Below are 13,069 nucleotides of genomic sequence, written 5' to 3'. Positions count from 1 at the left end.
TTAGGAGTTAGTTAAAGCAGAAAAGCACCCTTATAGGGTGCCCAAAAGCAAAGCCACCTGCTATGCAGGTGGATTATTTACTTGGTGATTTTATTGAGAATACTTTTTTAAAAAAGATGAAACCCAATTTAAACCTTTTTGGCATCAGTAACGACTAACCCACCAGAAACAGATTCAACAAAACAAAGGGACAGGTTTGAGAGAGCCATTGGTTCAGCAAGCCCAACAAGGCGACAAAGCAGCATTCAAAATGCTGTATGACGAAAACGTGGGGCGCGTTTATGCGCTGGCGTTTCGTATGCAGGGCAACCGCTCACAAGCTGAAGACGTGACACAAGAAGTATTTATCAGCGCCTGGAAACAGCTGGCCCACTTTCGTGGCGACAGCAAGTTCAGTACCTGGATCTATAGCATTGCGACGGCTCGGATCAGCGATCATTGCCGCAAACACAAAAACTGGCACTTGGTCGATGAAGCACAAGATACCGATGCCAGCATGGGTAATGACCCACAGAATCATCTGACCCTGGCATTGGAGCAAGCGATTCAGAAGCTGCCAGCACAAGCGCGTTCAGTTTTCGTGCTGCATGCCATTGAAGGGTTTGGCCATCGACAGGTCGCCGAGATGCTTGAGATCGCAGAAGGTAGCAGCAAAGCCCAGTTCCACCGAGCAAGACAGTTGCTCAAGGAGTGGTTAAACGATGAATGATAAACAACTTGATGCGCTGCTGGAGCAATTGCCAACAGAAAAGCAGCCACGACGGGATTTATGGCCAGATATTGAAGCTGAGTTGGTGGATCCGGCGAAACAAGTGACGCCAGCGGAGAAGCGTCGTTGGTTGGCGGTGGCCGCACTGGCGGTGCTGACTTTCAGCAGTTGGAACTTCATGTTTAAACCCAGCGACGACCCTGATATTGAAATCGTCATCAACATAGAGCGCACCGCTGCAGAGCAGATTGTGGCTAATTTCAGCCTGCAAAAGAATGCGTTGTTGAAAACCATTGAAGCAGCGGGGTTGGATATTTCGCCTTGGCAAACCGAGCTGACACTAATGGACAGTGCTGAACAAGATCTTCAGAAAGCACTAGCCCTGCAACCTGAAAACCAGAAGTTGCTGACCATGTTACGTGACCTGAACAGCAAGCAGATCCGACTGTTGAACACCTTAATCAAATTTACCGCCTGAGCAGCAGGACTGACTTAAGTTACTGATGGAGAATAACAATGAAACTTATTAATCAACTGACGGCCATGGTGGTAACCAGCTTGCTTGCGTTATCAGCTCATGCCGAATCAATCAGCATTGAGCGCGATGTCACGGCCAACGAAAAAATTGAGATCGTGGTACCCGCTGGCAAAGCAGAGATCCGCGCCAACGATGATAATAAAGTCATCATTATCGGCACCCTTGACCCTAAGGCTGATGGTTATGATTTTGAATCAGAAAACGGGGTGACTACGTTTGTAATCAAACAATCTAAGTCTGCCGAATACAGTTTCAACGATCCCGGTTCAGTACTGACAATATCTCTGCCCAAAGCCAGTATTTTAACTTTGTCAGGGACCTCTTTTGATCTGAATATCAGTGGTTTCAATAACCGTACGCGGATCAATACAGTGAGCGGTGATCTGGTTGCCAAAATGCTTCAGGGCGAGTTGAAGGCCGAATCAGTCAGCGGCGACCTTAGCTGCAGTGAGTGCACGGGCAAAATCAGCCTAACAACAGTTAGCGGTGATATCGATGATCAACAATCCAGTGGCGAACTGACACTACAAGCTGTCAGTGGTGATATCGAAACAGACACCAAAGCGACAACAGTTAAGCTTGAAGCGGTCAGCGGTGATATTAACGCGGACATTCATCAGGCACAGCAGATCACCATGAATGTCGTCAATGGTGATATCGAAGCCAAAGTTCGTAACGGTAAAGCACCAGAAGTCACCATAGCGACGGTTAATGGCGACGCAGACCTGTATTTACCTGCAGATACCAGCGCCCGAGTAAGCGCCAGTGCGGTCGCCGGGGGCGATATCAACAATGAGATCAGTGATGAGCGAGCGATTGAAGAGGAGTATGGCCCGGGCAGCAGCCTTACCACCAAGCTGGGAGCAGGTGCAGGCAAGATAGAGTTTACTTCCGTAAACGGCGATCTGACCCTGAAAAAGCTATGAGCGAGCTTAATTAGTAAACTCCCACTTTAAGTTCGGCTTAGATAAAGCATCAATGCCAGCCAAAACCACACTCTTTGAAGGGCCTATTCAGGCCCTTTTTAACGTTTTGCTAACTTAATCATTGCTCAGCTCACTAAGCTGGCCTTTATCCGTTGACCCAGCAGGCAAAATTCAAAATGCTACAGTAAATACAGCACGTAGTTGACGATCATTAGCCCATGAAGTTGTTTCAAACTCTGGTCACCGATGGCCAGTGGCATCCTGCGCTTAATCACTGCCCATTTGCAGAGCCCGCTTTGGTGTTCGTTTTTGGCAATGTCGAAGTTTATCGAGCGAAGCAGGCTGAAATTCGTCAACAGTTTCCCCAGGCAGATATTGTGGGTTGCAGCAGTGCAGGTGAAATTCACGGTACGCAAGTCTCTGATAACGGCTTGACCCTTACAGCAGTTAAGTTTGATGACTGTAAGGTCAGCATCGCCAGCCAGCCATTAAATTCTGTCGACTGCAGTTACAACGCAGGTACTGAGCTGGCATGTCAACTACCCCAAGAGAACCTACGCCACCTGCTGATATTCTCAGATGGTATTCAGATCAACGGCACTGCGCTGGTAAATGGTCTGACCGACCATTTGCCCGAGGAAGTCACCGTCAGCGGTGGGCTGGCTGGTGACGGCGAGCAGTTTTGCCAGACGTTTACCTGGCACAACGACAAAGTCTGCTCGGGTCAGGTGATTGCTATCGGCCTACACGGCGACGCTTTAAGCATCTCACACGGCTCTCGAGGGGGATGGGATACATTTGGTCCTAAACGCAAAATCACCAAGGCAAAAGATAACCAGCTGTACCAATTGGATGGCATGTCGGCCTTGGCGCTCTACAAAAAGTATCTGGGCGAATATGCCGTTGGGCTGCCAGCCTCAGGGCTGTTGTTTCCATTGAGTATCAGTTTTTCTGATGACCGCCCTGAAGTCGTGCGCACCATATTGGGCGTGGATGAAGATGCTGACCGCATGACCTTCGCGGGAGAGATGCCTGAAGGTGCATTTGCTCGACTTATGAAAGCCAACTTTGAGCGCCTTATAGATGGCGCTAGTGATGCAGCGGAAGCGGCTGTGGAGACCGATATCAATCCAGATCTGCCGACATTGGCCTTGTTAGTCAGCTGCATTGGCAGGAAAATGGTGCTTAACCAGCGCACTGAAGAGGAAGTGGAAGCCGTGCAGGAAACCTTTGGCGACAACGCTATGCTCACCGGGTTTTACTCATACGGCGAACTCTCCCCGGTCAAGGGCCAACATAGGTGTGTTCTTCATAATCAAACCATGACGATCACGGCGATCCAAGAACGGAAAGCTGATGCATAGACTTCTCGCCAAGCAGTTAAAGCGCGCCAATCTGTCACTGGAGCAACTACCAGAGCAGTTGCAAACACTGCTATTGAATGTCGACCAGGCCTATCAGCAGGGTGATGAAGACCGCCGATTACTGGAGCGTTCTTTGGATTTGATGTCCGAAGAGATGGTGGCTCAAAACAATCAGCTGTCTCAGCGCCTGGTAACCCTGAACACTACTCTGGATGCCATTCAGGATGCGGTTATCGTGGTAGACAAACAGGGCCATTACCTGACTTACAACCAACCAGCTAAAGCACTGTTTAATATTGATTCGAGCTTCTCAAACACACTCAACGAGGCCTCCCTTCTTGAGTCCCTGGGAGCCAAATTGGAAGTTCCCGGCGATCTACTCGGGATATTGCACCCCCTGGAGGACAACAAACAGGCCGAGTTGGTCGGCGTACTGTCTCTTCGGCAAGCGAAATATTTGGAGTATTGCTCTCGGCCAAAAATGATTGACGGCGAGTTAGCAGGAAGAGTCTGGAGCTTCCGGGACATAACCGAGCTCAAGCGCAAAGAAGCCCAGATCCGGTTTCAAGCATGCCATGACGCACTGACGGGCCTACCGAACAGGCAATTGTTTGTTGATCGACTGGAACAAGCATTGCTACAGAAAAAGCGACAGACCGCCCCGTTGGCGGTGATGTTTCTCGACCTCGATCATTTTAAAGATGTGAACGATCTGCTCGGCCATGAAGTGGGAGACAAGCTACTCTGCACGGTCGCCAAACGAATCGAAACCTGCCTTCGCGAACAAGACACCCTGGCGCGATTTGGCGGTGACGAGTTTATCTTGCTGCTCGACACCATCAGTGACGAGAATGAAGCCCTGGTGGTAGCCAATCGGATTTTGACCGCACTCTCCAAACCCTATGACGAATTGAGCGACCAGATAAAGATTTCGTCCAGCATCGGTATTGCCTATGCCCCGCGACATGGCCGTAATGTTGAAGACCTGACCCGCAAAGCGGATATGGCGATGTATCAGGCAAAAGCATTAGGGCGGAATACCTTCGCCAGCTTCCAGCCGAAAATGGAAGCACAAGCACTCTATCGCTTATCGCTTGAAGCGCGTTTGCGTGCCGCGGTACAGAACCAAGAACTGGAACTCTACTTTCAGCCCAAGCTGCACACTCGTGAAATGCGCTTAATTGGCTTTGAAGCCCTGATACGTTGGCACTGCCCTGAACATGGGATTGTTTCGCCAGGGGAGTTCATACCCATTGCAGAACAAAGCGACCTGATACTCGATATTGGCGAGTGGGTGCTTAACGAGGCGTGCAGACAGTTGGTCAAGTGGCGCGAATTGGGCCACGACCAGATTGGCATGGCGGTAAACCTTTCCGTCAAACAGATTCACCAACCCAATTTTATCGATTCGATCGCAGCGCTAATGGAAGAGTATCAGATCCCTGATGGGTTGCTGGAACTGGAGATCACCGAGAGCATGGTTATCGATAACATTGATACCACCATTGCCGTGCTCGAAGCACTCCGGCAAATGGGGGTAAAAGTCGCCATCGACGATTTCGGAACCGGCTATTCCAGCCTGAACTACCTGCGCCAATTGCCTGCGGACACCCTGAAAATTGATCAGAGTTTTGTCGCCGCCCTGCATGATTCCCCCTCAGATCTCGAGATCATCAAGACCATCATCGCTGTCGCACACACCCTCAACTTTATGGTGATTGCCGAGGGGGTGGAAGATTTGAAAACCCTAAATATCCTCTCAGAAGTGAACTGTGATGAAGTTCAGGGCTACCTGCTCAGCCGCCCTATGCCAGCCGAATTAGTCGAAAGTTTTCTCCAACCAGCGCACATTAATCGCCTTTATGAAGCGCTAAACTCTTGATCTTGTTACCTGTTCAGAACTGAGCTTTTAATCTAATATTGAATTCGATTAAAATATACGCTGATCAACCCGTGTAAAGAGACAAGGTACCAACGGATGAAAGTCGTCGACTTCATTAAAAAGAAAAGCGAAATACTGGCGCAAGCACAGCACCAGTTCGAGCTGAAGGAGTGGATATCTCCTACTATCCGTGACTATTGGACCGAATTCCTTCACAAAGCCAACAGCACACAGCTGGCCAGTTGGGCCCGCGAACATCAGCTGTTAGGTCACGGTAGTGCGCAACCTCAGCCGAAAGCGATCGTGCTTCACCCTGAAGCGCAAAAGTTGTTGGCATCTCTTTCCGAGAAACTTGGCGAAGAGATCCATGTCGGCGAATGGCTTGAGATCGATCAGGACCGCATCAATCAGTTCGCCGAAGTGACCATGGATCATCAGTGGATCCACACAGATCCAGAACGCGCGGCGCTAGAGTCACCGTTTAAAGGCACTATTGCACACGGTTTCCTGACCCTGTCACTGTTGCCAGTCCTGACCGAAAGCGTCAACCCAGAAAAGCCACAGTACCCTACCGCAAAAATGGCGGTTAACTACGGCCTTAACCAGGTACGCTATCCATACCCGGTAAAAGTGGGTAATCGTCTGCGCGCCCGTACCCGCTTAGCCAAGGTAGAGCCCATCAAGCGAGGCCTTGAACTGGTAAAAGAGATCACCATCGAAATTGAAGGCTGTCGCCGCCCAGCTTGCGTGGCTGAGTCTATCGTTCGTCTCTATTTCTAATACAGAAACTAAGCAAATCATCAGAAGCGGAGGCTCAGGCCTCCGTTTTTTCTGCCCTATCCCATACTAAAAACAGGGCTGAACAATATTTGACCAACTGGTATAATCCGCGCCCCGCGGACACTTGCGGGTAGTTAAGATGCGAAAAGGTAGTCATGGAAGGTCATCACCGCACCGCAATTTCGAAATAAGTTCGAGATAACTTCGAGAGAGTTTAATGCAGCACGCCGAACAGCCACTATTTTCCTATCCAAAGTACTGGGCTCACAGTGATAGCCCGGCACCTTTTCTGCCGATGTCTCGTAAAGAGATGGCGCAGTTAGGCTGGGATAGCTGCGACATCATCATTGTGTCTGGTGACGCGTACGTGGACCACCCAAGTTTTGGTATGGCGGTGATCGGCCGCATGCTCGAAGCGCAAGGCTTTCGTGTCGGCATCATTGCCCAGCCTGATTGGAAGAGCAAAGAAGCATTCCAACAGTTGGGTAAACCCAACCTGTTTTTCGGTGTGACTGCGGGCAACATGGATTCGATGATCAATCGCTATACCGCCGACCGCAAACTACGCCACGACGACGCTTATACCCCAAACAACGAGGGTGGCAAACGCCCAGACAGAGCGGTCACGGTTTATACCCAGCGCTGCAAAGAGGCCTACAAGGGAGTGCCCGTCGTAATTGGTGGTATCGAAGCCAGCTTACGCCGAATTGCCCACTACGATTATTGGTCAGACAAAGTACGCAAATCGGTGCTGTTCGACTCCAAAGCCGACCTGCTGGTTTACGGTAACGCAGAGCGCCCATTGGCTGAGATCGCCCATCGTATTGCCGCAGGCGAAACACCTGCGGATATGCAGGATGTTCGTGGCACAGCCGTACTCCGCAACACACCTCTGGCGGGCTGGTCAGGACTGGATTCAACCCATCTTGATGGCCTGAGGAAGATCGAGCCTCTGCCCAACCCTTATCATGTTGAGCCAGTCAACAGCTGCAGCGAGAAGAACGACGAAGCAGCCGAATCAGCGGCGCCCGTTGAGCAAAACGTTGGTGTATTGCCGTTTAACCCTAAAGGTGGCAAGCGTAAACCTTGGGAGTTCACCTATATCAAGCTGCCGTCATTTGAACGCGTCAGCGAAGATAAGTACCTGTATGCCCATGCTTCGCGGGTGTTCCACCAGGAAACCAACCCTGGTTGCGCACGCGCGCTACTACAGCCCTGTGGGGAACGTATGGTGTGGGTGAACCCACCGGCTTATCCACTCTCGACCGAAGAGATGGATGCGGTGTTTGGCATGAACTACGCCCGTATCCCCCACCCCGCCTATGGCAAGGCCAAGATCCCGGCCTACGACATGATTAAAACCTCGGTAAATATCATGCGTGGCTGTTTCGGTGGTTGTTCATTCTGTTCTATCACAGAGCACGAAGGGCGCATTATTCAGAGTCGTTCGGAAGATTCGATCATTCAGGAAATCGAAGAGATTCGCGACAAAGTGCCCGGGTTTACCGGTGTGATCTCAGATCTTGGTGGCCCTACTGCCAACATGTACAAGCTCAACTGTAAGAGCCCGAAGGCAGAGCAGACTTGTCGCCGATTCTCCTGTGTGTATCCGGATATCTGCCACCACATGGACACGGACCACACGCCGACAATCAATCTATATCGTCGTGCCCGTGACCTGAAAGGCATTAAGAAGATCCTGATCGCGTCCGGTGTGCGTTATGACCTCGCCGTGGAAGATCCACGCTACGTGAAAGAGCTGGCGAAATACCATGTCGGCGGATACCTTAAGATCGCCCCAGAGCATACTGAGCAAGGCCCACTTCAGCAGATGATGAAGCCGGGCATGGATACCTATTACAAGTTCAAAGAGTTGTTCGACAAGTTCTCGAAAGAGGCAGGTAAAGAGCAATACCTGATCCCGTACTTTATATCGGCCCACCCTGGCACCACAGACAGAGATATGGTGAACCTGGCGTTATGGCTGAAAACCAACCGCTTTAAGCTGGATCAGGTACAGAATTTCTATCCGTCACCGCTAGCTAATGCCACCACCATGTATCACACCGAGGTCGATCCGCTGCATAAGGTCAGCCACAAAACCAGCAAACTTCCGGTGGCGAAGAAAGGACGCCAGCGTAAGCTGCACAAAGCCCTGCTGCGCTACCATGATCCGGAGAACTACGAAGTGATCCGAGAAGCACTTAAAGCAATGGGGCTTAGCCGTTTGATCGGTCGTGGACCAAACCATCTGGTGCCACCAGCCAGCTTTAAAGAGCAAGGGCGTGGGCACTCAGCCAAAGGTCAAAAACCAGGTCAGGGCAAAACCCAGCGTGGCCTCACCCGCTTTAGTGATGACCAGCCTCTTGGAAGTAAAAGTCATCCGAACCAGAAAAAAACTGGCAAGAAAAGCAGTGGAACTAAAAATGGCTCGCAGAAAAATCGCCCAGCCAAGCATGGCAAACCCGGCAACAGTTCCGCAGGTCAGAAAAGAGTGTCTGGTGGCGCAAAGCGGCCAAAAGCCCGTCGTTAGCAGGACGGCTAATCTAAGACGTTAATAAAAAGCCTCGCGCTATTCATCGGTGCGAGGCTTTTTAGTTTTGAGAGATAGTGAAAGCTTAGCCGCCAAGCTGTTTAAGCAGTTCGCCTTTAGCCTTCTCTTTTACTTTCTCTTCCGCCATTTTCTTGAGCTCTTGGGTCACGCGCTTTTCCACTGCACGAGTCACACGAGAGACTATCTCTGATGTCAACTGCTCTGGCGTCAGACCATTGTCTTTGTTACCCAGATTAGACATATCGATGGTAGGCATGGTGAGCTTCTTCTCGCCCCATTGCTCAGTAATCAGGGTGATCGCATTGTTGCTCAGGGTCAGCTTCTCTACCGCCAGTTTCACATCAGGAGCTTCAGAAGATTCAGCTTCAGGGTCGGCTTCAGGTTGAGCACCCTGATCGCCTTCCTTCTTCATGCCATTAAGCAGTGTTTGCAGGTTAGTGGTTGTGCCCTTCTGCTCCGCAATAAGCTTGGCGCCGTCTACCTTGATCTCATTAATAACGTAGACTGGCCCTGCCAAAGAGCCGGGGTCGATATCCAGTACGATGTCACTCAAATCAAACAGGTAGTCACTGTCAAAACCATCTGGATTGGCTAATGTCAGTCCTTTCAGTTCACCTCGGCCATCCAACAGTTTGATGCTGACACTATCCAGTGTTACTTCAACATGGGTAACCTTAGTGCCCACTTTTTCCACCAGGCTCTTCACTATGCTGTCCAGGTTGCCCAAGACACCAAAAACCAGCACGCCGACAACAATCACAATAACGGCCAATCCGCCCAGTAACCACTTACCTGCTTTCATCTTTTGTCACTCCATAACCTAAATTAATTGCCTGTTAATAGTAGAAGCTATGACTCAAAATCTCCGCCTAAGTCGCTAGTCTAACGAGGATTTTTTAAGATTTTTTGACCTTTCTCTGAGTCAGCCATAGCGCATTAGCGCCGCTTCAGTCTATGCTAGCGGGTTAAAGCTCTCAGGAAGATAGATATAGTGCGTACAACCAACCTGGTCGAAGGGTTTCGTCACTCTTCTCCCTATGTCAACGCTCACCGCGGTAAGACCTTTGTGGTCATGCTCGGTGGCGAAACGCTGCAGCACCCCAATTACCGCAACATCATTAACGATATTGCCCTGCTGAATACCCTTGGTATCAAAATTGTGCTGGTTTACGGCGCCCGTCCACAGATCGATAAGGCCCTATCCAAGGCAGGCATTCAGAGCGAGTACCATCAGAATACAAGGGTCACGGATGCCGAATCACTGGAAGTGATCTCAGGTGTTGCGGGAGCTTTGCAACTTCAGCTCATGGCAAGGTTGTCGATGAGTCTGGCCAACACCCCCATGCAGGGTGCTCAGATTAACGTCATCAGCGGTAACTTTGTAATTGCGCAGCCGCTCGGCGTCATCGACGGTATCGACTTTATTCATAGCGGTAAGGTGCGTCGCATTGATACTCAGGGGATCCAGCAGCAGCTGGACCAGAATGACATTGTGATCCATGGGCCTGTGGCAGGCTCGGTGACCGGGGAGTGTTTTAACCTGACTGCAGAAGAGGTGGCCACACAGATCGCCATACGCCTCAAGGCCGACAAAATTATTGGCTTCTGTTCAGATCAGGGTTTACTGGATGCTGAAGGCCAGGTGGTTGCCGAGATGATGCCTTCTGAAGCTGAAGCCATGCTGGCGCAACTGGACCAGGGCAAAACCAATTGCGGTTCTGTCGGCCCCTTTGTAAGAGCAGCCATTAAAGCTTGCCGTGCTGGCGTTCCTCGCTGCCATTTAATCAGTGGTCAGGATGACGGTGCGATCCTTCAGGAACTATTCTCACGTGAAGGTATTGGTACCCAGATAGTTACAGAGCCAGCGGAACAGGTCAGACAGGCTCGCATCGACGATATCGGTGGTATTCTTGACCTGATCCGACCGTTGGAACAGCAAGGGATTCTGGTTCGACGCTCTCGGGAACAGCTAGAGATAGAGATAAACCGCTTTACCATTTCTGAACGCGATGGCTTGGTGATCGCCTGTGCCGCGCTTTATCCATTTGAGAACAGTACCGCCGGAGAACTGGCCTGCCTGGCGGTTGATGCAGAATATCGATCAGCAGATCGCGGTACTGAGCTAGTCAGAGTGATCCAGCAGCAGGCAAAAAGGTTGGGGTTAGACACCCTGTTTGCCCTGACGACACACAGTATTCACTGGTTCCTCGAACACGGATTTGTACTGGCAGATGTGGAAGACCTGCCTCCGCAGAAGCAGCAACTCTATAACCTGCAGCGTAAATCGAAGATTTTGATGATGAAGCTCTAGTTCTCTATGAACCGAATTCAGACAACCAGATCGACCTGTTGCATCGTACCAGCAGGTCCATCTTCCCGAAGAAAGAAGCCCGTAGAACGAATGGCCCCCAGCAGCTCAAGGTTTTCATCTTTCAACATGTACGGTGTCGATTCACTTCCTAAATAAAGCGCAATCACCCCCGCATCGTTTAGTGATAACCACTCGTCTGTTTCAGGTTGCCACAAGCGCAGCTGGGAGAATTCGTCGTCTTCGATATCTACAAAGCCGTTACCGTTGCTGTCGAGTTGAGCCAGCTCCTTGAAACCATCTCCCGACAAGGCACCAAACAGCTCCCTTCCATCATCAGCTAACCCATTACTATTGGCATCATTCACCAGGTAAAAGCTGCCATCTGCCAGGGTAGCCACCTGCTCAGAATGACCATCAGCATTCAAATCAAGGGCATGGGTCTCAGACGAAAGCGAAGCCCCCTTTCCGTCAAGGTTCAGTACTAGAGGATCTTTGAGTGCCTGTTCAGTTGTGATGCTGGCGCGAGTCACCTCTTGCTGCCGAGCCATTTCGAGTGACACGGAGAAGTAGCGCGTTTCGTCTCCGATCAATACACTGCCCTGAGCTTGGTAAAGGCTCTGCTCGGTTTCTTTTATCTGCTGGATGCGAAGAATAGGTGTGTTGTCGGCAGGAAAATCAGGCGCTGAGTTTTGTATCTGCGCTTGCGGGTTATAGGTCACCGAGACCGCTTCGGTTGCGCTCGCTTCAACATAATCCAGTGCAAACAGTTCAAACTTCCGTCCGGTCATACGCTCGAGTAAATCCACCACATAGCGCAGCTGAGGGTCCAAAGGCAAAGCACTGCCTGCCCGGCTAATACTGGCATCCGACGAGGAAATGCTCGTCCCACTAAGTGCCGATCTCTCAGCTAAAAATTCGACTGAGCCAGAGCCAGCAGCAATCAAAGGTGTGTCTTCTGCTCTTTCTGCAGCAACCGGGGGGGGAGTTTCAGAATCGGATGAGGCTTCGGCTTGTGTTAGCCGTACCCGCCTCTCTTCCGATTCGGACGAAAAAGCGTGCTGAGTATAGGTACTCAACCATTGCAGTGAAATAGCAGTCATAGACGATCAGTGCCGGTAGTAACTCATATAGGTTATCGGCACTGTCACCACAGCTATTTAGCAAATACTTATATCGATCAGCTATAGGCTTATTGTTTATTGTGTACGGTTCAGATCCTAAATTCAGAGTCCTTGAAACTGCCTTTATAGCTGTCCTTCCTCCTGCAGTGGCGATGCGTATTCACAAGCATCATTTTCACACCGGATTGTGCCTAACGAGAGATAGCCGGGCTTTTCAGCGTAGCCATAAAAGGCCACATGGGTCTTGGCCAAATCGGTGACCACTAACCTGGCAGACTCAAGGGGAAGGTCAAGCGCAGATGGATCGACCTGTTGCAAATGTTTACCAATAAAGGCAACTCGCGCTTCTACCAGCTCATTGAACCATGCCACTTTTCCATCAAGGTCAGCTTTGTTCTGGGCTCTTCCTGGCGCCCCCAACACTTCAATTGCGAGCACCTCGCCTTGGGGACTCAGGTACTCAGCCGACATGGTATACACCCAACTGGCAACGTTAGGGCTGTCAGCAAAACAAGCATAAGCGCTGTAACGCACTTGCTGTTTACCATGCAGAGTTTTCAGGTCGGCAATGTTGCCGCAGCGCGTCAGCTCCACTTTGCCAGCCAGGTGGGCTTCTGCACCATTTTGATAGTGATTGAGGATCTTGGCTCTGAAATGCCCCAGATCCCTGTCTTTTACTTGAGCATCCTGCAAGGTGGCGATCTTCAATTGCGGAACATATGCCTCCTCTCTTGCCATTGCGGCCAACAGCGTTTTTTCTATCATCTGACTGGCCGTTGGCCCCTCTTCCCCTGCGGGGGTTAGAAAGACCTTAGAGGGAGATTTTTCACATCCGGCTAAACCGGAAAATAGCGCCGCTATCAATCCTAGTTTTATAAAATGAT

Annotated in this window: 11 protein-coding genes; 8 read left to right on the top strand and 3 right to left on the bottom strand. The window is 50.6% G+C overall.

Annotated features, from left to right (window positions below; genetic code table 11):
• Window positions 1–196: 196 nt before the first annotated feature.
• The 7 genes from ABEA14_RS08095 (at window position 197) to ABEA14_RS08065 (ending at window position 8,732) form a co-directional block, all read left to right on the top strand.
• The gene (locus tag ABEA14_RS08095) at window positions 197–709 is read left to right on the top strand and encodes an RNA polymerase sigma factor (RefSeq protein ID WP_345339406.1); all 513 of its coding nucleotides are present in this window, start codon (window positions 197–199) and stop codon (window positions 707–709) included.
• Entirely contained in the window at window positions 702–1,187 is a 486-nt protein-coding gene (locus tag ABEA14_RS08090) for a hypothetical protein (protein WP_345339405.1), read from the top strand. Before ABEA14_RS08095 ends, ABEA14_RS08090 begins: the two co-directional genes overlap by 8 nt.
• Window positions 1,188–1,225: 38 nt before the next feature.
• Complete coding sequence (locus ABEA14_RS08085; RefSeq protein WP_345339404.1) at window positions 1,226–2,173, top strand: DUF4097 family beta strand repeat-containing protein; 948 nt, start codon at window positions 1,226–1,228, stop codon at window positions 2,171–2,173.
• A 218-nt stretch (window positions 2,174–2,391) separates the two neighbouring features.
• Window positions 2,392–3,537, top strand: a complete 1,146-nt coding sequence (locus ABEA14_RS08080; protein WP_345339403.1) for an FIST signal transduction protein — start codon at window positions 2,392–2,394, stop codon at window positions 3,535–3,537.
• Complete coding sequence (locus ABEA14_RS08075; protein ID WP_345339402.1) at window positions 3,530–5,419, top strand: putative bifunctional diguanylate cyclase/phosphodiesterase; 1,890 nt, start codon at window positions 3,530–3,532, stop codon at window positions 5,417–5,419. Before ABEA14_RS08080 ends, ABEA14_RS08075 begins: the two co-directional genes overlap by 8 nt.
• Before the next feature lie 96 nt (window positions 5,420–5,515).
• Entirely contained in the window at window positions 5,516–6,199 is a 684-nt protein-coding gene (locus ABEA14_RS08070; protein WP_345339401.1) for a MaoC family dehydratase, read from the top strand.
• 217 nt (window positions 6,200–6,416) lie between these two features.
• Entirely contained in the window at window positions 6,417–8,732 is a 2,316-nt protein-coding gene (locus tag ABEA14_RS08065; RefSeq protein ID WP_345339400.1) for a YgiQ family radical SAM protein, read from the top strand.
• 85 nt (window positions 8,733–8,817) lie between these two features.
• Here ABEA14_RS08065 and ABEA14_RS08060 read toward each other — a convergent pair whose 3' ends face one another.
• Window positions 8,818–9,555 carry an AsmA family protein gene (locus ABEA14_RS08060; RefSeq protein ID WP_345339399.1) on the bottom strand — a complete coding sequence of 246 codons (738 nt, stop codon included), beginning with the start codon at window positions 9,553–9,555 and terminating at the stop codon, window positions 8,818–8,820.
• Window positions 9,556–9,744: 189 nt separating this feature from the next.
• Between ABEA14_RS08060 and argA the strand changes: the two genes are divergently transcribed.
• Window positions 9,745–11,064 carry an amino-acid N-acetyltransferase gene (gene argA / locus ABEA14_RS08055; RefSeq protein WP_345339398.1) on the top strand — a complete coding sequence of 440 codons (1,320 nt, stop codon included), beginning with the start codon at window positions 9,745–9,747 and terminating at the stop codon, window positions 11,062–11,064.
• A 17-nt stretch (window positions 11,065–11,081) separates the two neighbouring features.
• On the opposite strand, the gene ABEA14_RS08050 is transcribed toward argA, so the two are convergent.
• The gene (locus tag ABEA14_RS08050; RefSeq protein WP_345339397.1) at window positions 11,082–12,164 is read right to left on the bottom strand and encodes a hypothetical protein; all 1,083 of its coding nucleotides are present in this window, start codon (window positions 12,162–12,164) and stop codon (window positions 11,082–11,084) included.
• Window positions 12,165–12,308: 144 nt separating this feature from the next.
• Window positions 12,309–12,950 (bottom strand): hypothetical protein, encoded by a 642-nt coding sequence (locus tag ABEA14_RS08045; RefSeq protein WP_345339396.1) that lies wholly within the window; start codon window positions 12,948–12,950, stop codon window positions 12,309–12,311.
• Between the last annotated feature and the right edge of the window lie 119 nt (window positions 12,951–13,069).

Source organism: Corallincola platygyrae (assembly GCF_039544265.1).
Lineage (GTDB): Bacteria > Pseudomonadota > Gammaproteobacteria > Enterobacterales > Neiellaceae > Corallincola > Corallincola platygyrae.
The sequence above is the reverse complement of the archived record's forward strand: the minus strand, read 5'-3'. Positions and strand labels throughout refer to the sequence as shown.